Here is a 25,452-nt window from a genome sequence, read left to right on the forward strand (position 1 = left end):
AGCGGACCACGGCCGACCGCGGCGGGCCCTAGAGCCAGTCGCGGCGTTTGAAGACCATGTAGAGCACCATGCACACCGCCGCCATCAGCAGGATCGCGAACGGGTAGCCGAACACCCAGTGGGTCTCGGGCATGAAGTCGAAGTTCATCCCGTAGATGGTGCCGACGAGCGTCGGGGCGAACAGGATGGCCGCCCACGCGGAGATCTTCTTGACCTCCTCGCCCTGCTGGATGCTGGCCTCGGTCATGCGGGCCATCTCCGCGTTCTGGGCCTGGGTCACCAGCGTGGAGTTGACCACCAGGATGTTCTGCAACATCTGGCGGAAGGCCGAGATGCGCTCGGTCACGGTGATCGCGTGGTCGGCGACGTCGCGCAGGTAGCTCTGCAGCTCGTCGTTGACGCCGTACTTGGCGGCGCCGGCGATGAAGCCGTGGATCATGCCCACCAGCGGCGCGGTGGCCCGCTGGAACTCGATCACCTCGCCGGACAGCTCGTAGACGCGCCGCGACACCGAGGGGTCGCCGCTGAAGACCTCGACCTCGATCTCCTCGATGTCCTTCTGCAACCCGGCCACCACCGGCGCGTAGCCGTCGACCACGGCGTCGAGGATCGCGTACAGGACGGCCTGTGGGCCCTGGCGCAGCAGGTCGGGGTCGGACTCCATGCGCTTGCGCACGCCCTGCAGGTCGGGGGCCTCGGCGTGGCGCACGGTGATCACGAAGTTGGGGCCGACGAAGACGTGCAGCTCGCCGAAGGCCACCTCCTCCACGTCGTCGAGGTAGCGGGCGGCGCGCAGCACCACGAACAGCGTGTCGCCGTAGCGGTCGGCCTTGGCCCGCTGGGAGCCGACGATCGCGTCCTCCAGCGCCAGCTCGTGCAGCTCGAACTCCTCGGCGAGCTTGACCAGCTCCCATTCCTTCGGACGGTAGAGGCCGATCCAGGCCATGCTGTCCGGCATCTGCTTGAGTCGTTCGAAGGCGTCGGCGAGCGAGCCGGGGTTGTCGACCCGCTCGCCGTTCTGGTAGACGGCGTTGTCGATCACGGTGGGCCGGTAGGGGTGCTCCTCGGCGGCGCGCGGGTCCATCGAGTGCTCCGGCGCCTCCTCGCGGTTGTCACCGCTGCGCCTGAACCCCTTCACCCTGGCCATGCACCCTCCGTTCCGGTTGCCGTGCCGACTACTTACTGTGGGGACACCAGGCTGTCGAGCTCCTGGGTCGCCCGGTCCCTGATGGTCTTGCGCCACATCGGCGTCCAGCCGAACAGCAGCCCCTGCGGCCTGCCGAGAGCCATTCTGGACCAGCGCCTGAAGTCGAACTCGTCGTGGTGGCGGACGATGAGGTCGTCCTCGAACCTGAACAGCGCGTCGATCTCGTTGACGACCGTGCGGCCGGTGGAGGAGAAGGTGTAGCTGGCCGTCCAGTGGGCCGAGCCGCTGAACTCGTCGGCCTGGACGTCGCGGTAGGCGGATCTCAGTCCGTCGCGCACGCCGAGCTGCAACCGCCACATCGCCATCACCCGGTCGCGGCCCTCGACCTCCTGGAAGATGGGGTCGCCGAAACTGATCTCGGGGTGGTAGCAGCGCTCCATGGCCGCGAAGTCCGCGCGGCCCAGAGCGTCGTAGAAGGCGCTGATGAGCGCCACGTGCCGATCGTTCACCTTGCTATCGAATCATGGCCGCACCATTGTCCCAGCACACCGCCCGCAGCCACTGCTCGCCGAGATCCAGGCGGGCGAGTGCGTCGAGCTGGTGCGCGTAGGGGTACGGGATCGTCGGGAAATCGCTGCCGAGCACCACCTTCCCCGAAAGCCCGAGATCACGCAGAAGCGGGCGCAATCGGCTGGGAAACGGCATGCCGCGCTCGGAGAAGTCGGTGAAGGCCATGGTGGTGTCCAGGGCGACCCGCTCATGGCGGACGGCCAGCTCGAAGAACGGCTCGTACTCGGGCATGCCCAGATGCGCGATCACCGCCCGCAGCCGCGGATGGGCGGCCAGCACCGCGCCGATCGGCCCCGGCCCCACGTGGCCGCCGGGCACGGGCACCGAGCTGGCGTGCACGACCACGGGCACGCCCGACTCCGCCAGCAGCCCCCAGACCTCGGTCAGCTCGGGCGCGGCCGGGTCGAAGCCGCCGACCTGGAGGTGCACCTTGAAGATCTGGACGCCGTCCGCCAGCGCCGCGCGCACATAGCCGGCGACGCCGGGCTCGGGGTAGAACGTCGCCGACGGCAGGCAGTCGGGGTTGCGGCGGGCGAAGGCGAGCGTCCAGGCGTTGAGGTCGCGGGCCATGTCCGGCCGGTGCGCGTACGCCAGGGCGGGGAAACGCCGGACGCCCATCTCGCGCAGCCTCGTCAGCCGCTCCTCGACCGGCTGTTCGTACTCGATCTTCCAGCCGGCGCCCATCAGCGGGCCGCCGTGGTTGAAGTGATGCCAGACCCGGCGTTCCATTCGTTCGGGCAGGAAGTGCACATGCAGGTCGATCAGGCCCGGCAGCCCGAGGTCGCGCCACCACGCCGGAACGTCCGCGTCAGAATGTAGTTCTGCGGCCACAGCCGGGACTTTACCCGGCTAGTGTTTCTCCTCGATGGACATGCTCTGGACCCACCTGATCAAGGTTCAGCCTGACCCCGACCCCTGGGTCGTGCTGGTCTCGGCGCTGGCCGCGCTCGCGGTCGTCGCGTTCCGCACACCCTGGCAGGTGTCCAGGGGCCTGATCACGATCGCCCACGAGGGCGGCCACGCGGTCATGGCGCTGCTCACCCGGCGCAAGCTCGAAGGCATCCGGCTCCACTCCGACACCTCCGGCGTCACGCTGACCAGGGGCCGCCCCAACGGCCCCGGCATGGTGCTGACCGCGCTCGCCGGCTACCTGGCCCCCTCGCTGCTGGGGCTGGCCGCCGCCTGGCTGACCGAGCAGGGCCGCATCACGCTGCTGATCTGGAGCGTGCTGCTCTTCCTGGTGTGCATGCTGCTGCTGATCCGCAACCTCTACGGCGCGCTGATCCTGCTGGTCACCGGGGGCGCGGTGTTCGCCCTGTCCATGTACGCGCCCGCCGAGGTCCAGCAGATCGTGGCCATGGTCGCGACGTGGTTCCTGCTGTTCGGCGGCGTCCGGCCGATCGTCGAGCTGCAGCGCAAGCGGCGCAGGCGGCAGGCCAGAGACTCCGACGCCGACCAGCTCGCCCGGCTGACGTTCCTGCCCGGCGGCTTCTACGTCTTCTTCTTCCTGGTCGTGGCCGCCGTGTCGGTGGTGTTCGGTGCGTACCTGATGAACCCGTTGACCCCCTGAAAGCCGAAATTTCACATTAAACTCACCGGCAACAGGGGGGAGTGCCGTGTTGCCAGCCGAGGACGCGCCCGGCTACCGGGTGCTCGATCAGGCGGGCCAGGGCGGTTTCGCCGTCGTCTACCGCGCCTACCAGGAGCGCCTCGACCGGGTCGTGGCGCTGAAGGTCCTGTCGGTCGACCGGGTCGACCAGCGCACCATGCGCCGCTTCCAGCGCGAGCTCCGGCTCACCGGCCGCCTGACCGGCCATCCCCACGTCGTGACCGTCTTCGACACCGGCGTGACGCGCTCGGGCAAGCCGTACATCGCGATGGACTTCTTCGAGAACGGCTCGCTGCGCGACAGGGTCCGCAAGGAGGGGCCGCTCGGCGTGCCCGACGTGCTGCGCGCGGGCGTCAAGCTGGCCGGCGCGCTGGCCGCCGTGCACGAGGCCGGGGTGCTGCACGGCGACATCAAGCCGCAGAACATCCTCGTCTCCCGCTACGGCGAGCCCGCCATCGCCGACTTCGGCGTGGCCAGGGTGGTGGACAACGCGGAGATCTCGGCCACCTCCCAGGCGTTCACCCCGCTGCACGCCGCCCCGGAGGTGCTCACCGGGCAGCCGCACTCGGTCTCCGGCGACATCTACTCCCTGGGCTCGACGCTCTACCACCTGCTGGCCGGGCAGCCCGCCTTCCACAACCCGGCCGATCCGTCGATCGCGCCGCTGATGTACCGGGTGCTGAGCCTCGACCCGCCGCCGATCAACCGGCCGGACGTGCCGCCGGCGGTGTTCGGCACGATCCTGCACGCGATGTCCAAGCAGCCCGGGCTGCGGCCGGGCTCGGCCAGGGAGCTGGCGTGGCGGTTGCAGGAGGTGCAGGCCGAGCTGGGGTTGCCGGTGACCGACCTGGTGGGCCAGGATCCGGGGCCCGGGCCGGCGACGTCCACCGTCCCGCGCCGCCCGCGCGGCGGCCCGCAGGCCCCGCCGCACCCCGGCGACTCCTCCCTCCCCGCCACCGGCAGCCGCCTCCCCCATGCCCCCGCCTCACCCAGCTTCGGGGGGAACGGGGGTGGGGCTGGGCGGGAGGTCCCCACGACGGGAGACATGGGCGGGGGAAGGCGGGAGGCCCCCACGACGGGGAACGTGGGCGGCGCTCGGCGCGGAGCCCCCACGACCGGAGACGTGGGCGGGGCGAGGCGGGAGGCGGTCACGGCGCCGCCTGCCGGGGCCGGGAGCCTCGGGAGGCGCCTGCTGATCGGGGGCTCGGTCGCGGCCGTGGCGATCGGTGGCACCGGCCTGGCCGTCTACCTGTCGCTGCGGCCGCCCGCCGGTCCGGGCCCCGCCGACCGCCGCCCCGAGGCCGCGACCTCCGCGGCGACCCCCGCGGCGACCGCCGCCACCACCCCTCCGCCGATCAGCAAGCGGGACGTCGCCGCGCTCGCCCCCCGCAGGCTCAAGGTCACCGCCGACCGCGGCGCCCTGGTGGAGCTGAGCTGGGCGCTCCCGGCCGACGCCCGCCGCTACCCGGTCGTCCTGCAACGTTCGCGGGCGGGCGGGGGCGACGTGACCGTCGTCGCCCTCGGCACGGGCGCCACCAGCGGTCGCGTCGCCGGGCTCGACCCGGACACCGGCTACTGCTTCCTGGTGGGCGTGCCGCTGCGCATCTCGGCGGCCACCACGGTCGCCTGGTCGAAGCCGGCCTGCGTCAGAGGGGCGCGCTCAGCCCAGTAGCTTGCGCGCCGCCTGCTCGATCTCCTCCTCCGACAGCAGCACGTGGTTGGCCGCGTCGCCCAGCGGGATGAAGCTGTCGGCCGAGGTCACCCGGGCCACCTGCCCGGTGAACCCGGCGTCGATCAGCTCGGTCGTCACGCCCTCGGACACGCCCCCGGAGTGGCGGGTCTCGTCGGCGATCAGCACCTTGCCGGTCAGCTCGGCCGCCCGCAGCAGGTCGTCCACCGGCAGCGGGGCCAGCCAGCGCAGGTCGAGGACGCGGCAGCCGTAGCCCTCCTGGGTGAGCCGGACCGCGGCGCGCAGGCTCATACGCAGCCCGTTGCCGAACGTCACGATCGTCAGGTCACGGCCCTCGCCGTACGAGCGGGCCCGGCCGACGGGCACGTGCGTCTCGCGCCAGCGCCCCGGCGGCGTGTACGGCGCCAGCCAGCCGCCGTCGCCCTCCTCGAACAGGTCACGCGTGTGGTAGAGCGCGATCGGCTCCAGGAACACGCAGACCGACCCGGCCGTACGGGCGGCGGCCAGGCAGGTGCGCAACATGGCGGCGGCGTCGTCGGGACGCGCGGGCGAGGCCAGGACCAGGCCCGGGATGTCGCGCAGCGCGGCCACCGCGTTGTCGTTGTGGAAGTGGCCGCCGAAGCCCTTCTGGTAGGCGTAGCCGGCGACGCGGACGACCATGCCGTTGGTGTAGGCGCCGCGCGAGAAGAACGACAGGGTGGCGCCCTCGCCGCGGATCTGGTCGAGCGCGTTGTGCAGGTAGGCCAGGTACTGGATCTCCGGCACCGGGAGCTGGTTGGACACCGCCGAGCCGAGCGCGAGGCCGAGGATGGCCTGCTCGTCGAGGAGCGTGTCGAACACCCGCGAGCCGCCGAACCGCTTCTGCAGCCCCCGGGTGACGCCGTAGACGCCGCCCTTTTTGGCGACGTCCTCGCCGAAGACCGTCATCTCGGGGTAGACCACCAGCGCGTCGGCGAGCGTGCGGTTGATGGTCTGCGACAACGTGAGCGGCTTCTCCGTCTCGGGCAGCGTGCCGGCGAAGGCCTTCTCCCTGATCGGGCCCTCGGCCGCGGTCGGGCTGATGTTGGCGATCAGCTCGGGGCGGCGCGGCGCGATCGGCTCCATGACCTCCGCGGCCGAGCCGAGCCGCGGGGCACGGGTGGTCTCCAGGGCGATGCGCAGGATGTGCTCGCGCGCCGACTCGTACGTCTTGAGCAGCTCCTCCGGCGTCTCCAGACCGGCCTCCACCAGCAGCCGCGCGGTGCGGACGAGCGGGTCGCGCTCCAGGTCGGCCCGCAGCTCCCGCTGGGTGCGGTAGGCCGACTCGACGTCGGACCCGGCGTGCCCCATCAGCCGCACGGTGGACAGGTGCAGGAACGCGGGGGAGCGGTTGGCGCGGACGTGCTGGACGGCGAGCGTGGCGGCGTCGTAGGCGTCGGCCAGGTCGCAGCCGTCGGCGGCGAAGTAGGCGATGCCCGGCCGCCGCGCCGCCGCCTCCACCCAGCCCTTGGGGGTGCGGACGCTGATGCCGATGCCGTTGTCCTCGCACACGAACAGGATGGGCAGCGGCTGCCCCTGGAAAGTGGCGTAGGAGGCGGTGTTGAGCCCGGTCAGGGCGCTGGCGTGGTTGATCGAGGCGTCGCCGAAGCTGCACACGGCGATGGCGTCTGGCGGCCAGGCCGACCGGTCGCCGAGCGCGGCGGCCCGTTCGATGGCGAAGGCCACGCCCACGGCGCGCGGCAGGTGGCTGGCGATCGTCGAGGTCTGCGGGATGACGGCCAGGTGCGGGTGGCCGAACACCTTGTGCCGGCCGCCCGCGATCGGCTCGTCGGCCGCCGCGGTCAGGCCCATCAGCACGTCGCGCAGGCCCTGCTCGGGCAGCCGGCCGGCCTGCTCGGACCTGGTCAGGTAGAAGGCGCCGGACCGGTAGTGCAGCAGCGCCGGGTCGCTCGCCCGGGCCGCGGCGGCGACCGCCGCGTTGCCCTCGTGGCCGGCCGACCCGATCGTGTAGAAGCCCTCGTTCTGCTCGCGGAGCCAGCGGGCGGCGATGTCGAGCAGGCGGCTGTCGAGCTGGCGCTGGAACAGGGTCCGGCACCGGTCGCCGGTGAGCGACGTGCCCTCGCGCACCGGGCCGCCGGGATCTCGGGCGGGGCCTGACTTCAGCGCCTCAACGGATTGGATGAAATGTGTCTCAACAGTGTCGCGCGCCACACCCTGATTATGTCCGTCATCGCCGCCGCCGTCTGCCGGAGTGCATGACAGATTGTGGTCCGGTCCGTTTAACCCTGTTCCATGACCCTTTGCAGAGGTCTACGGCGTATCGGGGGTTTTCGTACGGCGGGAATGGCCGGCGGCCAGTTAGTGATGGTTAACGCTGGCTTCGATCGCGGCGCGGGCCATCGTGTGCAGCAGGGGGCGCATGTCGTGCGGGGGCAGCTCGCCCGCGCTGTGCGGCGTCGAGTTGAGCAGGCCGAACACCGCGTGCGTCGCCGCGCGCAGCCGGGCCGGCGGGCACGCCGGGTGCAGCTCGGCCAGCACGGTCACCCACTCCTCGACGTAGAGCCGCTGCAGCCGCCTGATCCTGCGCCGCTCCGGCTCGGGCACGTTGCCCAGCTCGCGGTCGTGCACGGTGATCAGCGCCGGCTGGTCGAGCGCGAACGTGATCTGCACGTTGAGCAGCGCGTCGAGTGTCTCGGCCGGGCCGTCGGAGGAGGTCGCCACCGCCACCGCCGACTCCCGCAGCCGGGAGCTGACGTCGAGCAGCATCTCGGCGAGCAGCGCCTCCTTGCCGCTGAAGTGCCGGTAGAGCGCGGGACCCGAGACGCCGACCGCGCCCCCGATGTCCTCGATGGAGACCCCGTGGAAACCGCGGGCGGCGAACAGCCGGGCGGCCGCCGCGAGGATCTCCATGCGCCTTCTGCCGCGCTCGCGGGTAGGTGTGGAGGCAGTGGTCACGTCTCACATGCTAGACGATTACGTTAATGATGACTAACATCTCGGCCATGACGAGAGGGGACTCATGAGCGACTGGCCGGTGCTGAAGTCGGCCGTGGAGCCCGGGAGCGAGGCGTACAAGCGCAACGCCGAGCTCAACGAGCGGCTGGCCGCCGAGCTGCTCGAACGGCTGTCCGCGGCGGCGCTCGGCGGTCCCGAGCGGTCGCGGCAGCGCCACGTCGAGCGGGGCAAGCTGCTGCCGCGCGACCGCGTCGACGGGCTGCTCGACCCGGGTTCCCGCTTCCTGGAGCTGTCGCCGCTGGCGGCCGGCGGCCTCTACGACGACCAGGCGCCCGCCGCCGGGATCATCACCGGTGTCGGCAGGGTGGCCGGGCGCGAGTGCGTGGTCGTGGCCAACGACGCGACCGTCAAGGGCGGCACGTACTACCCGATGACCGTCAAGAAGCACCTGCGCGCGCAGGAGGTGGCCCTGCACAACCACCTGCCCTGCATCTACCTGGTCGACTCCGGCGGCGCGTTCCTCCCCAGACAGGACGAGGTCTTCCCCGACCGGGAGCACTTCGGGCGCATCTTCTACAACCAGGCCACGATGTCGGCCCGCGGCATCCCGCAGATCGCCGCGGTGCTCGGCTCGTGCACCGCCGGCGGCGCGTACGTGCCGGCCATGAGCGACGAGGCGGTCATCGTCCGCGGCCAGGGCACGATCTTCCTGGGCGGTCCGCCCCTGGTGAAGGCGGCCACCGGCGAGGAGGTCACGGCCGAGGAGCTGGGCGGCGGCGACCTGCACTCCCGGGTCAGCGGCGTCACCGACCACCTGGCCGAGGACGACGCCCACGCCCTGGCCATCGTCCGCGACATCGTCTCGACGCTGGCCCCCCGGGCCCCCCGCCCCTGGGACACGGTCGCGCCCGAGGAGCCGCGGCACGACCCGCGCGACCTCTACGGCCTCGTCCCGGCCGACACCCGCCAGCCCTACGACGTGCGCGAGGTCATCGCCCGCCTGGTGGACGGCTCGCGCTTCCTGGAGTTCAAGGCCGAGTACGGCTCCACCCTCGTCACCGGCTTCGCCCACCTGCACGGCCACCCGGTGGGCATCGTGGCCAACAACGGCATCCTGTTCAGCGAGTCGGCGATGAAGGGCGCGCACTTCATCGAGCTGTGCGACCAGCGCCGCATCCCGCTGGTGTTCCTGCAGAACATCAGCGGGTTCATGGTCGGCAAGGCGTACGAGGCGGGCGGCATCGCCAAGCACGGCGCCAAGATGGTGACGGCCGTGTCGTGCGCGCGGGTGCCCAAGTTCACGGTGGTGATCGGCGGCTCGTTCGGGGCGGGCAACTACGCCATGGCCGGACGGGCGTACTCGCCCAGGTTCCTGTGGATGTGGCCCAACGCCCGCATCTCCGTCATGGGCGGCGAGCAGGCGGCGAACGTGCTCACCACGGTGGGCAACGCCGACCCCGACGCCATCCGCGCCCAGTACGAGCACCAGGGCAACCCCTACTACTCCACCGCCCGGCTCTGGGACGACGGCGTGATCGACCCGCTCGACACCCGCACCGTCCTCGGGCTGGCCCTGTCCGCGGCGGCCAACGCGCCGCTCGAACCCGCCGGCTACGGCGTCTTCCGGATGTGATCATGTTCTTCGACCGTGTTCTCATCGCCAACCGGGGCGAGATCGCCGTCCGGGTCGTCCGGACGCTGCGCGCGCTCGGCATCGAGTCGGTGGCGGTGTTCACGCCGCCCGACGCGGGCGCCAGGCACGCCCGCGAAGCAGACATCGCCCTCGAAGTCTCGAAATATCTGGACATCGAGGCGATCGTTGAGGCGGCGCTCGCCTCCGGCGCGCAGGCCGTGCATCCCGGCTACGGCTTCCTGGCCGAGAACGCCGCCTTCGCGCGGCGCTGCGCCGAGGCCGGGCTGGTCTTCGTCGGCCCGTCCCCCGAGGCCATCGACGCCATGGGCGACAAGATCCGGGCCAAGGCCACCGTGTCGGCGGCCGGGGTGCCGGTCGTCCCCGGCGGGGCCGAGCCGGGCGACGACCTGGCGCGGTGGGCCGAGTTCCCGGCGCTGATCAAGCCGTCCGCGGGCGGCGGCGGCAAGGGCATGGTGCTGGTGCGCTCGGCCGCCGAGCTGCCCGACGCGCTGGAGTCGGCCCGCCGTACGGCGCGGGCGGCGTTCGGCGACGGCACCCTGCTCATCGAGCGCTACGTCGAGAACCCCCGGCACATCGAGATCCAGGTCATGGCCGACGCCCACGGCAACGTCGTGCACCTGGGCGAGCGCGAGTGCAGCCTGCAACGCCGGCACCAGAAGATCATCGAGGAGGCGCCGTCGCCCTTCGTGACCCCCGGCATGCGCGCCGACATGGGCGCCGCGGCCGTCGAGGCCGCCCGCTCGGTCGGGTACGTCGGCGCGGGCACGGTCGAGTTCATCGTCGACGGCACCACCGGCTCCTACCACTTCATGGAGATGAACACCCGGCTCCAGGTCGAGCACCCGGTCACCGAGCTGGTCACCGGCCTGGACCTGGTGGAGCTGCAACTACGTGTCGCGGCCGGCCGGCCGCTGCCGTTCGGCCAGGAGCAGGTGCGCCTCGACGGCCACGCCGTCGAGGCGCGCGTCTACGCCGAGGACCCGGCGCGCGGCTTCCTGCCCAGCGGCGGGCGCGTGCTGGCCCTGCGCGAGCCCGGCGACGACGGGCCGGGCCGGGTGCGGGTCGACTCCGGCCTGGCCGAGGGCGGGGTCGTCGGCAGCGACTACGACCCCATGTTGTCCAAGGTGATCGCCTGGGCGCCGGACCGGGAGGCGGCGCTCAGGTCGCTCGACCGGGCGCTCGCCCGCACCGCGGTGCTGGGCGTGGTCACCAACGTGCCGTTCCTGCGCGCCCTCGTCCGCCACCCCGAGGTCGTGGCGGGCGAGCTGGACACCGGCCTGGTCGAACGGGTGCTGCCCGAGCTGCTGCCGGAGTCCGGTGTGCCGCGCGAGGTGGCCGCGGCGGCGGCGCTGATCTTCCACACGCTGCCGCAGGGCCCCGACCCCTGGCAGGTCACCGACGGCTGGCGGGTCGGCGCGCCCGCCTGGACGACCTGGCGGCTGGAGTCGCGCGACGGCGTGCACGCGGTGCCCGTCCGCGGCCTGCCCGGCCGGTCGGCCGAGGTGCTGCTCGACGGAGAGGCGGTGCCCGCCCGGATCACGACCGGCGGCGGCGAGGCGGCCGTCACGCTCGGCGGCCGGACCGCCCGCTACCTGACCGCCCGCCACGGCGACACGCTCTGGCTCGGCAAGGACGGCGAGTCGTGGGCGTTCACCCGCCACCTCATCGGCGACCCGGGCGACCGGCCCGGCGCCGCGGGGACGGGCGACGGCGTGGTCAGGAGCCCCATGCCCGGCACGGTCCTGCTGGTCAAGGCGCAGCCGGGCGACCGGGTGAGCAAGGGGCAGCCGCTGGTCGTCGTCGAGGCGATGAAGATGGAGCACACGGTCACCGCCCCCTGTGACGGCGTGGTCGCCGAGCTGCCCGTCCAGCCGGGCAGGCCGGTCGACATGGACGCCGTGCTGGCCGTGGTCACCGGTGAGGAGGCGTGATGCCGTACCGCATGCGAGGGCTTCCCGAGCGGGTCACGGTCTACGAGGTGGGCCCGCGCGACGGCCTGCAGAACGAGTCGGCGATCGTGCCGGTCGAGGTGAAGGCCGAGTTCATCGACCGGCTGGCCGACGCCGGCCACCAGGTGATCGAGGCGACCAGCTTCGTGCACCCCAAGTGGGTGCCGCAGCTGGCCGACGCCGGTGAGCTGCTCGGCCGCCTCGACCGCAGGCCCGGCGTGCGCTACCCGGTGCTGGTGCCCAACGAGCGCGGGCTCGACCGCGCGCTGGAGCTGGGCGTCACCGAGATCGCGATCTTCGCCAGCGCCACCGAGACCTTCGCCGCCAAGAACCTCAACCGCACGCTGGAGAGCCAGTTCGACATGTTCGAGCCGGTCGTGGCCAGAGCGCTGGAGCACGGGCTGCGGGTGCGCGCGTACGTGTCGATGTGCTTCGGCGACCCCTGGGAGGGGCCCACGCCGGTCGCGCAGGTCGTCGCGGTCGGCGAGCGGCTGCTCGGGCTCGGCTGCTACGAGCTGTCGCTCGGCGACACGATCGGCGTCGGCACGCCGGGCCACGTCACCGAGCTGATCGGCGCGTTCGGCGGCCCCGAGCGGCTGGCCGTGCACTTCCACGACACCTACGGGCAGGCGCTCGGCAACACGCTGGCCGCCCTGCAGGCGGGCGTGACCACCGTCGACGCCTCCACCGGCGGCATCGGCGGCTGCCCGTACGCCGAGTCCGCCACCGGCAACCTGGCCACCGAGGACCTCGTGTGGATGTTGTCGGGGCTCGGCATCGAGACCGGGCTCGACCTGGACAAACTCGTGTCCACCAGCACCTGGCTGGCCGAGCGGCTGGGCCGGCCCAGCCCCTCGCGCGTCGTCCAGGCCCTCGCGAAAGGCTGATCATGCTGAACGACGAATACCAAGAGTTGCGCAAGACCGTCGAGGCGTTCGCCCGTGACGTGGTGGCGCCCGTGATCGGCGACTACTACGAGCGCGAGGAGTTCCCCTACGACATCGTGCGCAAGATGGCCGACATGGGGCTGTTCGGCCTGCCGTTCCCGGAGGAGTACGGCGGCATGGGCGGCGACTACTTCGCGCTGTGCCTGGCCCTTGAGGAGCTGGCCCGCGCCGACTCCAGCGTGGCGATCACCCTGGAGGCCGCGGTCTCGCTGGGCGCGATGCCGATCTACCGGTTCGGCACCGACGAGCAGCGCCAGGAGTGGCTGCCCCGGCTGGCCTCCGGCGAGATGCTGGGCGCGTTCGGGCTGACCGAGCCCGGCGGCGGCTCCGACGTGCCGGGCGGCATGCGGACGACCGCCGTGCTCGACGGCGGCGAATGGGTGATCAACGGGACGAAGGCGTTCATCACCAACTCCGGCACCGACATCACCGGCGTGATCGGCGTGGCCGCGCTCACCGGCGAGCGGGAGATCTCCACGATCCTGGTGCCGAGCGGCACGCCGGGGTTCACCGTCTCCAAGAAGTACTCCAAGGTCGGCTGGAACGCCTCCGACACCCGCGAGCTGTCCTTCTCCGACTGCCGGGTGCCCGCCGCCAACCTGCTCGGCGAGCGCGGCCGCGGCTACGCGCAGTTCCTGCAGACCCTCGACGAGGGCCGCATCGCCATCGCCGCCCTCAGCGTGGGCCTGGCCCAGGGCTGCGTGGACGAATGCCTCAAGTACGTCAGGGACCGCAAGGCGTTCGGCCACCCGATCGGCCACTACCAGGCCATCCAGTTCAAGATCGCCGACATGGAGGTGCGCGCCCACACCGCCCGGCTGGCCTACTACCACGCGGCCGAGAAGATGCTGGCCGGGGCGCCGTTCAAGAAGGAGGCGGCGATCGCCAAGCTGGTGTCCTCGAACGCGGCCATGGACAACTCCCGCGACGCCACCCAGGTGTTCGGCGGGTACGGCTTCATGAACGAGTTCCCGGTCGGCCGCTTCTACCGCGACGCCAAGATCCTGGAGATCGGCGAGGGCACCAGCGAGGTGCAGCGCATGCTCATCGCCCGCCAGCTCGGCCTCGGCGACCTCTGACCGGAGGCCGTGTCGCACGCCGTACCGGACGTCACGGCACACTCCCGTGGCACGATGGACGAAAGGGCACAGAGGTTCTAGTGTCGTACCTCATGACGGCGGACGATCTTCTCATCAGGAGGGCGGAGAAGGCGGACGCGGACGAGGTGTTCGCGTTGGCGCGCGAGTTCGGGCTGACCTTCAGGCCGGAGCGGGCGGCCTTCGACGCCGCGCTCCCGCAGCTCCTGCGCAACGAGGACGCCCTGCTGCTCACGGCCGTGGTGGGCGGACGCGTCCACGGGTATCTGCTGGGGTTCGTGCACCTGACGCTGTTCGCCAACGGGCCGGTCGCCTGGGTCGAGGAGGCGATGGTCCAGTCGGGCTCGCGCCGGCAGGGCATCGGGCGCCGGCTGCTGGAGGAGTTCGAGGCGTGGGCCCGTACCCGTCAGGCCGGATACGTGGCGATGGCCACCCGGCGGGCGCCGGAGTTCTACCACGCCCTGGGCTACGAGGCGTCGGCGACCTTCTTCCGCAAGGTTTTGCGCTGACAGACGACGGCCCGGAGTTTCGGTCCGTTTTGTCGGTGTTTGATGGCATCCTTGGGGCGTGAGCATTCACACCGTCAGCCCCCTGTTCGTCGGGCGCGCCCGCGAGCTGCACGCTCTGGGCGACGCCCTGGCCAGAGCACGTGCGGGCGCGTCGTCCACCGTGCTCGTCGGCGGCGAGGCGGGGGTCGGCAAGACCCGCCTGATCAGCGAGTTCATCGACCGGGCGGGCGATGCGCGGGTGCTCGTCGGCGGCTGCCTGGAGCTGGGCACCGAGGGCCTGCCGTTCGCGCCGTTCACGGCCGTGCTGCGCGGGCTCGTGCGCGAGCTCGGGCGCGACGGCGTGGCGGCGCTGGTGCCCGGGGGCACGACGCGCGGGCTGGCCCGGCTGCTGCCCGAGTTCGGCGAGCCGGACAAGGACGGCGCCGAGGCGCGGGCCCGGCTGTTCGAGCAGGTGCTCGGGCTGCTGGAGCGGCTGGCCGAGGAGCGTCCGGTGCTGCTGGTGGTCGAGGACGCCCACTGGGCCGACCGTTCCACCCGTGACCTGCTGTCGTTCCTGGTCCGCTACCAGCGCACGGCGGCCCGGCTGATGATCGTGGTCACCTACCGCACCGACGAGCTGCACCGCACCCATCCGCTCCGGCCGATGCTGGCCGAGCTGGGCCGCATCGAGTGGGTGAGCCGGATCGAGCTGCGCCGCCTCACCCGCAGGGAGGCCGTCGCGCAGGCGGCCAGCATCCTGCGGCGCGAGCCGTCGGCCGCCGCGATGGACCTCATCTACGCCCGCAGCGAGGGCAACCCGCTGTTCGTCGAGGCGCTGCTGAGCGAGGCCGACGGCGGCGACATGCTGCCCGAGTCGCTGCGCGACCTGCTGCTGGCCAGCGTCGAGCGGCTGCCCGACGAGACCCAGGAGCTGCTGCGCGTGGCCAGCGCGGGCGGCCAGCGCATCGAGCACGACCTGCTGAGCGCGGTGGCCGGGCTCGACGACACCGCCCTGTCGCGGGCGCTGCGCCCGGCCGTGGCGGGCAACGTGCTGGTGGTCGACGGCGAGGGCTACGGCTTCCGCCACGCGCTCATCCGCGAGGCGCTCCACGACGACCTGCTGCCCGGCGAGCACACCCGGCTGCACACCCGCTACGCGCAGGCGCTCGAACGCGACCTGTCGATCCTGCCCGCCCCGCGCGGCGCGATCGAGCTGGCCCACCACTGGCACTCCGCCCACGACTCCACCTGGGCGCTGGTCAGCGCCTGGCGCGCGGCCGCCGCGGCCCGCAAGTCCACCGCCTACGACGAGCAGCTCAGGATGCTCTCGCGGGTGCTGGAGCTGTGGGACCAGGTGCCCGACGCCGCCGAGCGCATCGGCTGCGGCCGCCTCGACGTGCTCAGGCAGACCTCCACGGTCGCCCACCTCGCCGGCGAGTACGAGCGCAGCCTGGCCCTGGCCGGCGCCGCGCTCGCCGAGGTCGACCTCGACGCCGACCCGATCACCGCGGCCACCCTGCTGCGCCAGCGCGGCCTGACCCGCTACGACCTGGGCCGCGCCGGATATCTCGACGACCTGCGCCAGGCGGCCGAGCTGGTGCCCGCCGAGCCGCCGAGCAAGCTGCGCGGCCAGGTCCTGGAGACGCTGGCGCGCATGCTGCACCGTCCGGAGGACTGGCCGGAGAAGCTGGCGACGGCGCAGCTCGCCATGGAGATCGGCCACCAGATGGGCGACGCGAACGTCGAGGCGCACGCGCTCATCAGCCTCGCCTGGGCGCGGTCGCGCTTCTCCGACATCGAGGCGCAGCTGGGGCAGTTCGCCGAGGCCCGCCGGGTCGCCCGCGCCCAGGGCGCCTACAACGCGCTGATGCGCTGCGCGATCTCCGAGTCCGACGCGCTGGAGGGCGCCGGACGGCACGAGCGGGCCGCCCAGGTCGCCCGCGAGGGCGTGCAGGAGGCCGGGCACTACGGCCTGGCGCGCACGTCCGGCACGTTCCTGGCGATCAACCTGACCGAGCCGCTGCTGTCGCTGGGCCGCTGGGACGAGGCGCTGCAGGTGGTCGAGCAGGCGCTCGACCTCGCGCCGCCGGCCCCCTACCGGGCCAGTCTCCAGGGGTTCCTGGCGGACATCGCGCTCGCGCGGGGGGAGATCGACCGGGCCGACAAGCTGCTGTCGTCCTCCGCCAGCGTGTTCGCGCGCGGCACCTACCGGGACCAGACCGTGCTGCCGCAGCTGCGCAGGCAGGTCCTGCTGCTGCGGGCCCAGGGGCGGCTCGGCGAGGCGCTGGAGGCCGCGTCGCGGGGGCTGGAGAACCAGGACCTGCTGCCCTCGCCGCGGTACGCCTGGCCGCTGCTGGTGACGTTCGCGCAGCTCGCCCGGCCCGCTCTCGGCGAGGGCGGCGCGCCGTACGCGGGGGTCGCGGCGGCCCTCGTGGCGCGGCTGCGGGAGGTGGCGCGGGAGCTGGCCGTCGACGGCGACCTGCAGGAGGCGCAGCGGCTGACGTTCGCGGCGCTGACCGGGCCGGAGGAGGGGCTCGGCGGGGCGGCCCAGCTCAAGGCGTGGGAGTCGGCGGTGGCGGCCTGGGCGGGGTTGCGGCAGCCGTACGCGGAGGCGCAGTGCCTGGCGGGGGCCGCCCAGGCGGCGCTGGCCCAGGGCGACCGGCGCGCCGCGGCCGCGATGGTGACGCGGGCGCGGGAGCTGGCCGCGCAGCTGGGCGCCACGCCGCTGCTCGAACAGCTCGACGTGTTCGGACGGCGGGCCCGCGTCGGCAGCGCCGACGAACCCGAAGGGCCGCCGCTGGGGCTGACCGCGCGCGAGCTGGAGGTGTTGCGCGAGGTGAGCAACGGGCGCAGCAACCGGGAGATCGCCGAGGCGCTGTTCATCTCGGTGAAGACGGTCAGCGTGCACGTCTCCAACATCCTGGCCAAGCTGGGCGTCGCCACCCGCGGCGAGGCGGCGGCCACGGCCCACCGGCTCGGCCTGTTCGGGTGACCGCGCAGGAGCGTCAGCCGGTGAGCTGGGCCTCCAGGCGGTAGCCGTCCACCGTGACGTAGACCTGGTCGCCGGGGCGGGCGTTCAGGCGCATGAGCACCGGCTGCAACGAGTCGAAGACCGGCTGGTGGCCCTGCCAGACCAGGACGATCGCGTTGTCGCCGGGGCCGGTCACCGACAGCAGGGTGCCCGGACGCATGCCGAGCTGGGCCGCGTAACCCTCCGGCACCGGCACCGGGCCGCCCCTGAGGTGTTCCGGGGTGACCTCGATGCGCTGCCAGCGGCGCGGGTCGGACGAAGGGCTGGGCAGCGGCGGAGGCGGCGTGGACGGCGTTCCGGCCAGGCTGCCGGGCAGCATGCCCGACCGGCCGCCGGACAGCGCCGACAACGTGGCCAGGGCCGCCGAGGGGTCGATCGAGTTCGCGCCCGCCGTCGGGATGGGCTGGCCGCCCCGGTGGTGGTGGCCGTTGGCGCCCGGCGTACGGCGGGGGAGGGGCTGGGCGGGCTGCGGGGAGGCGTCCGCGGGGCCGGGGGCCGACTCCGAGGGCAGGGCGTCGAGCCACGCCTTGGCGGAGTGGGCGCGGATGCCCAGCTCGGCCAGCAGCTCGACGACGTCGGTGTCCGGCGGGGCGGCGGCCAGGAGCTGCCGCGTACGGGCCTGGAGGCCGTGGATGTCGCCGACGACCAGCCAGCCGTCCTGGAGGCGGCGGTCGGGCATGAGCGTCACCAGCACCCGCCACAGGGGCGTGCGCAGCGACGGGACCATCGCCGGGTGGGCCGGGTCGGCGCCGATGAGCTGTTCCTCGGTGGCCGCCGCGCCGAGCCATTCGGTGAGCCGGAACATGTGCCCAGTGACCGGCGCGGACTCCGACGAGCGCAGCCAGTGCAGGACGCGTTCCTCGGCGGTGCGCTGGGCCTGGGAGAGCACGTCGCGGTCCACCAGCAGCTTGTGGGCCAGGGTGCGCAGGCTGACCGGGTCCTCGGCGAACAGCCGGTGCACGGCGACGGCCAGCTCCAGCTTGTCCAGGCCGCGGAACAGGCCGTCCACGACGCGGACCATCGCGTGGTCGGGGTCGGCGGGCGCCGGGCCGGGAGCGGCCGTCCCGCCGGGGACGGGGGCGGCGTACGGGGGGCCGTCGGCGCCGGCCTGTGGGCCGCCGTCCGGACGCCCGGCGGTGGGCCGCTGCGGCAGCCGCGCACCACCCTGCGCCGGGAACGACCCGGTCTGCGGGCCGCCGGCGGGCTGGGCCGGGAAGGAGCCGGTCTGAGGGCCGCCGGCGGGCTGGGCGGGGAACGAGCCGGTCTGGCGGGTGGCGTCGGGCTGCGCCGGGAACGAGCCGGTCTGGCGGCCGCCTTCGGGCTGCGCCGGGAAGGAGCCGGTCTGGCGGGTGGCGTCGGGCTGGGCGGTGAAGGAACCGGTCTGGTGTCCCTGGGCGTTCTCCGGCGGCGGGGCGAACGAGCCGGGCTGCTGGGCGGCGGGGCGGGCCGCGGCCGGACGCTGCGGCAGGCCGCCCTCACCGGCCGGGGCCTGCTGCGGGGCGCTCTGGGGCTGGGCCGGGAAGGCGTCGCTGTGCGGGGTGAAGGCGGCCGGGCGCTGGGGGCCGCTGCCGGGCTGGGCGGCGTACGCGCCGGGTTCGGCCACGGGGACGGCCGGGAAGGAGCCCGTCGCGCCGCGCACGAGCGGGCGGGTGACGTCCGGCGAGCCGGACTGCTGGGCGGGTACGGCCTCCCGCTGCGCCGGGATGCGCCCGAGCACCTCGCGCAGGACCGAGCCGACCACCACCTCGGGCGTGGCCGACGGGGTGCCGAGATCGCCGGGCGACAGGCGGCGCAGCCGCTGCCAGCCGCCGAGGCCGGCGATCGCCGTACGGGTGGCCTCCGGCCAGCCGGGCAGCGCCGGATCGACCTGATGGACGGCGAGCGCGGGAAGCAGGTCCACCAGCGGCAGATGGTCCCAGCGGGAGGAGATCAGCCGGGCGAGCCGTTCGCAGACCCAGTCGAGACCCGCCGTGCCGAGCGCCCTGGACACCGCGAGCGAGGACCACCACCCCGCCGGCAGCCGCGGATCACCCAGCACCTCGGCCACCTGCTGAGGGCGGCTCCAGCGCAGAGCAGGGACGAGGTCGCTCAGGCAGATCGATGACTCGACTTCCATCGGCGGACCTTAACCTCCCCAGTGGGCCGCGTGGGCAACCCGGTACGCATGTGGCTAATGGTGCAGCCTACGCGGCAAGCTATCAATCAGTGTGAATAGGGTAAAGACGGTTCAGATCCAAACCGTACCGTGGACGGCCGCCCACCTGGGCCACACATTGCGCACCGGCACGGCAACCCGCCTCCAGCGCGAGCGCGGCGCCCGCGCCCTGAAGGGTGGCGGCGAGATACCCGGCCGCGAAGGCGTCACCGGCGCCCGTGGAGTCCACGACCTCGGCGGACACGCCCGCGCACGTCGCCGTGACCTTGCCGTCCACCGCCACCAGCGCGCCCTCGGCGCCCAGCTTCACGACCGCCGTGCCGTACGTCTCGCTCAGCAGCACGGCGGCCCGCTCCGGCGCGGTGACGCCGGTCAGGACCAGCGCCTCGTCCAGGTTCGGGATGATCAGATCGGCCGCGGACGTCTCCCGCATGAAACGTTCGACGCCGAAGTCCCGCAGCGGGCCCGTCGAGGCCGGGTCGATGCTGACCGGCACCCCGGCGGCCACGGCGTCCCGGACGGCGGCCCTGGCCAGGCGGAGGCCGGGCGCCGCGAACAGCGTGTAACCCGACAGGTGCAGCCGGCCGACCCCGTCGAGCAGGGACGGGTCCCAGTCGGCGTCGGAGATCAGGCCGCCCGCGCCGCGGTTGGTGAGCATGGACCGTTCGCCGGTCTTGTCCACCATGGCGATGACGACCGCCGTGGGATGCTCCCGGTCCACCACCACGTGCGGCCGGACCCCGGTCCTGACCAGCTCGGTCGTGTGCCACTCGCTGCTGTCGTAGCCGAGCTTGGCCAGCAGCCGCGAGTCGGCCCCCAGGTGGGCGGCCCAGGCGGCGGTGTTCGCACCCGAGCCGCCGGGGCGCAGCACGATCTCCGCGGCGGTGTCGGTGCCCGCCATGACCGGGGAGCCGTGCAGCGCCACCACGTCGGTGACGACGTCACCGATCACCAGGAGACCGGTGTCGCTCACGCCCGCGACCAGGCCACGGCGATCTCGGCCGCCAGGGCGGTGTTCCCGCGCACGGCGGCCAGGTTGGCCTCCAGCGACGCGCCGCCGGTGCCGTTGACGAGGTAGCTGAGCAGGAACGGCGTGATCGCCTGCCCCTTGACGCCCTCACGCTCGGCGGCGGCCAGCGCCTCGGCCAGCACGCGGTCGTGCAGCGCCGGGTCGAGCTGCCGGTCCTCGGGCACCGGGTTGGCGACGATGAACGCGGTCTCCGGGCCGGCCAGCGCGTCCTGGCCGCGCATGACGGCGGCGGCGTCCTCGGGCGACTCGATGCGCCACTCGATCGGCTGGCCGGAGGAGTTGAGGTAGAAGCCGGGGAAGGTGTCGGTGCGGTAGCCCGCCACGGTCACGCCGCGCGTCTCCAGCCGCTGCAGCGTGGCCGGCACGTCGAGGATCGACTTCACGCCCGCGCAGACGACCGTGATGCGGGTGCGGGCCAGGGTGTCGAGGTCGGCGGACTCGTCCTGGTCCTCGGTCCAGCCGCGGTGCACGCCGCCCAGACCGCCGGTCGCGAAGATCCGCACGCCGGCGCGGGCGGCCAGGAACGACGTGGCCGACACGGTGGTCGCCCCGCTCGCCTTCAGCGCGGCGGCCAGCGGCAGGTCGCGCTGGCCCAGCTTGCGCAGCCCGGACTCGGTGGCGATGCGCTCCAGCTCCAGCTCGTTCAGGCCGATCCTGGCCACGCCGTCGAGGACGGCGATCGTCGCCGGGACCGCGCCCGCCGCGCGGACCACTCCCTCCAGCTCGCGGGCCACCTCCAGGTTGCGCGGCTGCGGCAGGCCGTGGGAGATGATCGTGGACTCCAGGGCCACGACGGGCGCGCCGCCCGCCAGGGCCTCGGCGACCTCGTCGGACGGCTGGAGAAGGGGATCGGTGGCGCTGCGCATGACGGGTTTCAAGCTCCTTGAGTGGTCCTGGCCGGTTCAGGGAGAACGGCGTGCCTGACGGAATTTGTTCCGAACAGAGCAGCGTACGGTGGCCTGGCCAGGACGTCCACTCGGGCGGCCCTCACAGCAGCACGGCGACCCCGGTGAGCGAGACGGCGGCGATGAGCCCGGTGGCGATGGCGCCGAGCAGCACGGCCCGCCCGCCCTTGACGAGTTTGCGCACGTCGATCCCGGTGCCCAGGCCGAACAGGGCGGCGGCCATGAGCACGTTGGTGACCTGCGGGACCGCCCGCGTGACCACGTCCGGCACCCAGCCGGTGCTGCGGACCGCCACCATGACGAGGAAGGCCGCCACGAACAGCGGCATGACGGGCGTGCGGCGCCCCTCCCGCCGGCTCGCCGCGGGCGCACCGGTCGCAGAGCGGCGGGCCCGGAAGGACGTCAGGGCGACGATCGGGGCCAGCAGGACGACGCGGGCCAGCTTGACCGTCACCGCGGCGGCCAGGACGCCCGACGCCGCGCCGATCGCGGCCACCTGCGCCACCTCGTGCACGGCCGCGCCGGTCCAGACGCCGAGCTGGGCCGGCGACAGCCCGAGCAGCGCCGCCAGCGCCGGGACGGCCACGATGGCCGCGCTGCCGTAGAGCACGACCACGCTCAGCGCGGCGGCCGCGTCGTCGTCGTCGGCGTCGTCCGCGCTCTCGCGCATGGCCGCGACCGCCGCCGCTCCGCAGATCGACACCCCGGTCGCCACCAGCAGCGACGTGCCGGACGACAGGCCCAGGCGGCGGCCGATCAGCGGCGTCACGGTGAACGTCACGCCGGTCGCCGTGACCACGATCACCAGCGTCTGCCAGCCGAGCGCGAGCACCTGCGGCAGCGCGATCTGGAGCCCCAGCAGCGCGATCGCCACCCGCAGCACCCGCCGGGCCACGAACGCCAGCCCCGGCCTGAACCGCTCCCAGACGGCCCCCGCCCCCGCCCACCGCGCGGACGTCGCCGCCCAGGCCGCGAGGTTGGCCAGGACCGCCCCGGACAGCACCGCGATCACCGCCGGGCTGAACGCCGGGGCGAACCGGTTCGCCACCACCGCCACCACCACGGCGACGGCCGCCAGCCCGATGCCCGGCCACACCGACGCCGCGGGGACGGCCGGCGCCGCGCCGCCTCGGGGGTCGAGGGCCGGCCGGGGCGCGGTGAGCGGGGAGATCCGCTGGTCGGGGAGAGGCATGATTCCAGTCTTCGGGGCCCGCGTACCGGCCGGTAGACACGCGTTGACTGGGAGCCCATAGCCTGTGGCTATGAGTGCGCTGCCGGATCTCGACTCGCTGAAGCTTCTGGTCGACGTGGGCGAGCTGGGCAGCCTGGGCCAGGCGGCCAAGGCGGCGGGCATGGCCCAGCCGTCGGCCAGCAAGCGGGTGGCCATGCTGGAGCGCCGCCTCGGCGTCCCGCTGCTGGAGCGCACGCCGCGCGGGTCCACGCTCACCGCCGAGGGCCGCATGGTGGCCGGGTGGGCGGCCCAGGTGCTGGCCGCGGCCGAGGAGCTGATGCGGGCGGTGGAGGCCGTGCGGCACAGCGAGGCGGCCCACCTGCGGGTGGCCTCCAGCATGACGGTGGCCGAGTACCTGGTGCCGCGCTGGCTCGGCGAGCTGCAGAACCGCGAGCCCGAGGTCCAGGTGGGGCTGGACGTGGTCAACTCCACCGACGTCGCGGCCAGGGTGCTGGGCGAGGAGGTGGAGCTCGGGTTCGTCGAGGGGCCGACCGTGCCGGAGGGGCTGGACAGCCGGGTGGTGGGCACCGACCGGCTGGTCGTCGTGGTGGCCCCCGGCCATCCCTGGGCGCGCCGCCGTACGGCCCTGCGCGGGGCCGAGCTGGCCGCCACGCCGCTCGTGGTACGCGAGCCGGGCTCGGGTACCCGCGAGACCCTCGACGTGGCGTTCAAGAGCCTCCACCGGGCCAGCCCCCGCCTGGAGCTGGGGTCGAACTCGGCGGTCAAGGGGGCGGCGCAGGCGGGGGCCGCGCCCGCGGTGCTCAGCGGTTACGCGGTCGAGGCGGACATCGCGACCGGCCGCCTGGTCGAGGTGCCCCTCGCCGGGCTCAACCTGGTCCGGAACCTGCGCGCGGTGTGGCGGCGCGGGCGTTCGCTCACCGCGCCGGCCGCCACGCTGCTGGCCATCGCCAGCCGTCCCTGAGGACGTCCGGAAAGGGGCCGTTGACGCCGCCCGAAGCACGATCTAGCTTTCGCTTAGGAAAGTTTCCTAAAAGTAAGAGCGTGTTCACCCCCCGAACCTCAGGAGACTCCGTATGAGCCTTCGTCGTCCCCTCGTCGCCCTGGCCGGATCGGCGGTGATGTGCCTGGCGGCGGCGGGCCTCGCGCCGTCGCCCGCCCTGGCCGCGCCCACCGACTGCACCGCCTGGGTCAGCGGCGGCTACGCCTACAGCAGCTGCGCCTCCGGCACCGGCCAGCACGCCGTCGGGGTGGAACAGTCGCACCCGTACGCCGGGCCCATCGTCCTCACCGGCGGCTGGACGGCCGTCGGCGGGGTGTCCTCGGTACGGCTCACGCCATGGCCGGTCAAGCGCGTCTGGGTCAACAGGACGGGCTGACGGATCCGGGCCCGGCCGGGAGGGGACCCCGGCCGGGCCCACCCGCGAGCGACCGCACCATCTCCTCGCAAACCGTTGACTAAGGGCACAGGTCGGGTCATAAGGTGCGGGGATGGGTGCGTATGACGTCGTCGTGGCAGGTGGCGGGCACAACGGGCTGGTCGCGGCCGCCTACCTCGCCGGAGCCGGCCGCCGGGTCCTGGTGCTGGAGCGCCTCGGGCACGTCGGCGGCCTGGCGATCTCCACGCGCGCCTTCCCCGGCGTGGACGTCCGCCTGTCCCGCTACTCCTACCTGGTGAGCCTGCTGCCCACCCAGATCGTCCGCGACCTGGGCCTCGACCTCGACCTGCGCCGCCGCCGGTACGCCTCCTACACCCCCAAGGGCGACACCGGCCTGCTCGTCGACAACGAGGACGAGGCCCGCACCGCCGCCTCCTTCCGCACCGTCACCGGCAGCGAGCACGACCACCGCGCCTGGCGCGACTTCTACGCCATGACGGCGGACGTGGCCAGGACGCTGGCCCCCACGCTGCTCGAACCCCTGCGCACCCCCGCCGAGATCGAGCGCCTGGTCGGCCCGGAGGCCTGGCGCGACCTGTTCGCCCGGCCCGTCGGCCAGGCCGTGGACGAGCGGTTCGCCGACGACACCGTGCGCGGCGTCGTGCTCACCGACGCGCTGATCGGCACGTTCGCCGACCCGTCCGCCGACCTGCTGGCCAACAAGTGCTTCCTCTACCACGTGATCGGCGACGGCACCGGCGAGTGGAACGTCCCGGTAGGCGGCATGGGCGCGGTCTCCGGCGCGCTGGAGCGGGCGGCCAGGCGGGCGGGGGCCGAGATCAGGACCGGCGCGGAGATCGTCGGCATCTCGCCGTCGGGCGAGGTGACGTACGTCGCCGAGGACGGCGAGCACACCGTGGACGGCCGCCACGTGCTGGTCAACCTGCCCCCGGCGGTGCTGGGCCGGGTGCTCGGCGAGCCCGCGGCCGTGCCGGAGGGCGCGCAGCTCAAGGTCAACATGGTGCTCGCCCGGCTGCCCCGGCTGAAGGACCCCTCGGCCGATCCCCGGGCCGCCTTCAGCGGCACGTTCCACATCAACGAGGGGCGCGACCAGCTGGCGAAGGCGTACGAGCAGGCGGCGCGAGGGGAGATCCCGGATTCGCCGCCCGCGGAGGTCTACTGCCATTCCTTGACGGACCCGTCCATTCTGGGGCCGGAACTGCGGGGGAAGGCCGAGACGATGACCTTGTTCGGCCTCCACATGCCCGCCCGACTTTTCCGGGAAAATCCAGAAAAAGCGCGTGAGAATGCGTTGCGGGCCACGTTCGCCTCCATGAACGCGGTGCTCGCCGAGCCCATCGAGGACTGCCTGCTGCGCGCCCCCGACGGCACCCCGTGCGTCGAGGTGAAGACCCCCGTCGACCTGGAGCGGGACGCGGGACTGCCGGGCGGCCACATCTTCCACGCCGACCTGAGCTGGCCGTACGCGCAGGAGAAGGGCTGGGGCGTCGAGACCGGGCACGAACGCATCCTGCTGTGCGGCGCCGCGGCCCGCAGGGGCGGCGGCGTGAGCGGGATCGGCGGCCACAACGCGGCCATGGCGCTGCTGCGGCCCTGAACCGCGCCGGAGACGCCCGTTTCCCCGTATTTCTCAGGACACCTCGATGAACCCGTTCAT

At 73.4% G+C, this 25,452-nt stretch carries 20 protein-coding genes; 11 read left to right on the forward strand and 9 right to left on the reverse strand.

Going from position 1 to position 25,452, the window contains the following annotated elements; all coding sequences use genetic code 11:
- Nucleotides 1-28 precede the first annotated feature (28 nt).
- The 3 genes from ACFYYW_RS18440 to ACFYYW_RS18450 are packed head-to-tail and all read right to left on the reverse strand — an operon-like array spanning nucleotide 29 to nucleotide 2,548.
- Nucleotides 29-1,147 carry a magnesium and cobalt transport protein CorA gene (locus ACFYYW_RS18440; protein ID WP_352320304.1) on the reverse strand — a complete coding sequence of 373 codons (1,119 nt, stop codon included), beginning with the start codon at nucleotides 1,145-1,147 and terminating at the stop codon, nucleotides 29-31.
- Between the two features lie 32 nt (nucleotides 1,148-1,179).
- Complete coding sequence (locus tag ACFYYW_RS18445; protein ID WP_387650142.1) at nucleotides 1,180-1,656, reverse strand: nuclear transport factor 2 family protein; 477 nt, start codon at nucleotides 1,654-1,656, stop codon at nucleotides 1,180-1,182.
- Between the two features lie 4 nt (nucleotides 1,657-1,660).
- Nucleotides 1,661-2,548, reverse strand: coding sequence for an amidohydrolase family protein (locus tag ACFYYW_RS18450; RefSeq protein ID WP_387650144.1), 888 nt, complete (start codon nucleotides 2,546-2,548; stop codon nucleotides 1,661-1,663).
- Between the two features lie 34 nt (nucleotides 2,549-2,582).
- Here ACFYYW_RS18450 and ACFYYW_RS18455 point away from each other — a divergent pair, with 34 nt between their 5' ends.
- Together ACFYYW_RS18455 and ACFYYW_RS18460 are read left to right on the forward strand one after the other, a co-directional pair.
- Nucleotides 2,583-3,287 (forward strand): M50 family metallopeptidase, encoded by a 705-nt coding sequence (locus ACFYYW_RS18455; protein WP_352320298.1) that lies wholly within the window; start codon nucleotides 2,583-2,585, stop codon nucleotides 3,285-3,287.
- A gap of 46 nt (nucleotides 3,288-3,333) precedes the next feature.
- A complete protein-coding gene (locus ACFYYW_RS18460) occupies nucleotides 3,334-4,998 on the forward strand; it encodes a protein kinase (RefSeq protein ID WP_387650147.1) in 1,665 nt (554 codons plus the stop codon).
- Here ACFYYW_RS18460 and ACFYYW_RS18465 read toward each other — a convergent pair.
- Together ACFYYW_RS18465 and ACFYYW_RS18470 are read right to left on the reverse strand one after the other, a co-directional pair.
- Nucleotides 4,987-7,122, reverse strand: a complete 2,136-nt coding sequence (locus ACFYYW_RS18465) for a thiamine pyrophosphate-dependent enzyme (RefSeq protein ID WP_352320294.1) — start codon at nucleotides 7,120-7,122, stop codon at nucleotides 4,987-4,989. The genes ACFYYW_RS18460 and ACFYYW_RS18465 overlap by 12 nt on opposite strands.
- Before the next feature lie 231 nt (nucleotides 7,123-7,353).
- Nucleotides 7,354-7,905, reverse strand: a complete 552-nt coding sequence (locus ACFYYW_RS18470; RefSeq protein WP_387650585.1) for a TetR/AcrR family transcriptional regulator — start codon at nucleotides 7,903-7,905, stop codon at nucleotides 7,354-7,356.
- Between the two features lie 109 nt (nucleotides 7,906-8,014).
- Here ACFYYW_RS18470 and ACFYYW_RS18475 point away from each other — a divergent pair, with 109 nt between their 5' ends.
- From ACFYYW_RS18475 to ACFYYW_RS18500, 6 genes are all read left to right on the forward strand, one after another.
- Nucleotides 8,015-9,583 carry a carboxyl transferase domain-containing protein gene (locus tag ACFYYW_RS18475; protein WP_352320292.1) on the forward strand — a complete coding sequence of 523 codons (1,569 nt, stop codon included), beginning with the start codon at nucleotides 8,015-8,017 and terminating at the stop codon, nucleotides 9,581-9,583.
- Nucleotides 9,584-9,585: 2 nt separating this feature from the next.
- Nucleotides 9,586-11,535 carry an acetyl/propionyl/methylcrotonyl-CoA carboxylase subunit alpha gene (locus ACFYYW_RS18480; RefSeq protein ID WP_387650149.1) on the forward strand — a complete coding sequence of 650 codons (1,950 nt, stop codon included), beginning with the start codon at nucleotides 9,586-9,588 and terminating at the stop codon, nucleotides 11,533-11,535.
- Nucleotides 11,535-12,440 carry a hydroxymethylglutaryl-CoA lyase gene (locus ACFYYW_RS18485; RefSeq protein ID WP_352320288.1) on the forward strand — a complete coding sequence of 302 codons (906 nt, stop codon included), beginning with the start codon at nucleotides 11,535-11,537 and terminating at the stop codon, nucleotides 12,438-12,440. The genes ACFYYW_RS18480 and ACFYYW_RS18485 overlap by 1 nt, the downstream gene beginning before the upstream one ends.
- Before the next feature lie 2 nt (nucleotides 12,441-12,442).
- Complete coding sequence (locus ACFYYW_RS18490; RefSeq protein ID WP_352320286.1) at nucleotides 12,443-13,579, forward strand: acyl-CoA dehydrogenase family protein; 1,137 nt, start codon at nucleotides 12,443-12,445, stop codon at nucleotides 13,577-13,579.
- A 92-nt stretch (nucleotides 13,580-13,671) separates the two neighbouring features.
- Complete coding sequence (locus ACFYYW_RS18495; RefSeq protein WP_352320284.1) at nucleotides 13,672-14,106, forward strand: GNAT family N-acetyltransferase; 435 nt, start codon at nucleotides 13,672-13,674, stop codon at nucleotides 14,104-14,106.
- A 58-nt stretch (nucleotides 14,107-14,164) separates the two neighbouring features.
- A complete protein-coding gene (locus ACFYYW_RS18500; protein ID WP_387650151.1) occupies nucleotides 14,165-17,077 on the forward strand; it encodes an ATP-binding protein in 2,913 nt (970 codons plus the stop codon).
- Between the two features lie 13 nt (nucleotides 17,078-17,090).
- Here ACFYYW_RS18500 and ACFYYW_RS18505 read toward each other — a convergent pair whose 3' ends face one another.
- The 4 genes from ACFYYW_RS18505 to ACFYYW_RS18520 all read right to left on the reverse strand — a co-directional run bounded on the left by ACFYYW_RS18505 (nucleotide 17,091) and on the right by ACFYYW_RS18520 (nucleotide 22,398).
- Nucleotides 17,091-19,232: a hypothetical protein gene (locus ACFYYW_RS18505; protein WP_387650153.1), complete on the reverse strand. Its 2,142-nt coding sequence runs from the start codon at nucleotides 19,230-19,232 to the stop codon at nucleotides 17,091-17,093.
- Between the two features lie 82 nt (nucleotides 19,233-19,314).
- Nucleotides 19,315-20,244 (reverse strand): carbohydrate kinase family protein, encoded by a 930-nt coding sequence (locus ACFYYW_RS18510; RefSeq protein WP_387650155.1) that lies wholly within the window; start codon nucleotides 20,242-20,244, stop codon nucleotides 19,315-19,317.
- The gene (locus tag ACFYYW_RS18515) at nucleotides 20,241-21,167 is read right to left on the reverse strand and encodes a pseudouridine-5'-phosphate glycosidase (RefSeq protein ID WP_352320276.1); all 927 of its coding nucleotides are present in this window, start codon (nucleotides 21,165-21,167) and stop codon (nucleotides 20,241-20,243) included. The genes ACFYYW_RS18510 and ACFYYW_RS18515 overlap by 4 nt, the downstream gene beginning before the upstream one ends.
- A gap of 121 nt (nucleotides 21,168-21,288) precedes the next feature.
- Entirely contained in the window at nucleotides 21,289-22,398 is a 1,110-nt protein-coding gene (locus ACFYYW_RS18520; protein WP_387650156.1) for a YeiH family protein, read from the reverse strand.
- A gap of 70 nt (nucleotides 22,399-22,468) precedes the next feature.
- Here ACFYYW_RS18520 and ACFYYW_RS18525 point away from each other — a divergent pair, with 70 nt between their 5' ends.
- The 3 genes from ACFYYW_RS18525 (at nucleotide 22,469) to ACFYYW_RS18535 (ending at nucleotide 25,392) form a co-directional block, all read left to right on the forward strand.
- Nucleotides 22,469-23,359 carry a LysR substrate-binding domain-containing protein gene (locus ACFYYW_RS18525; protein ID WP_352320272.1) on the forward strand — a complete coding sequence of 297 codons (891 nt, stop codon included), beginning with the start codon at nucleotides 22,469-22,471 and terminating at the stop codon, nucleotides 23,357-23,359.
- 112 nt (nucleotides 23,360-23,471) lie between these two features.
- Nucleotides 23,472-23,774: a hypothetical protein gene (locus ACFYYW_RS18530; protein ID WP_352320270.1), complete on the forward strand. Its 303-nt coding sequence runs from the start codon at nucleotides 23,472-23,474 to the stop codon at nucleotides 23,772-23,774.
- 112 nt (nucleotides 23,775-23,886) lie between these two features.
- Nucleotides 23,887-25,392 carry a phytoene desaturase family protein gene (locus ACFYYW_RS18535; RefSeq protein ID WP_387650158.1) on the forward strand — a complete coding sequence of 502 codons (1,506 nt, stop codon included), beginning with the start codon at nucleotides 23,887-23,889 and terminating at the stop codon, nucleotides 25,390-25,392.
- The last annotated feature ends 60 nt before the right edge of the window (nucleotides 25,393-25,452 follow it).

This window comes from Nonomuraea sp. NPDC001831, assembly GCF_042892035.1.
GTDB lineage: Bacteria > Actinomycetota > Actinomycetes > Streptosporangiales > Streptosporangiaceae > Nonomuraea.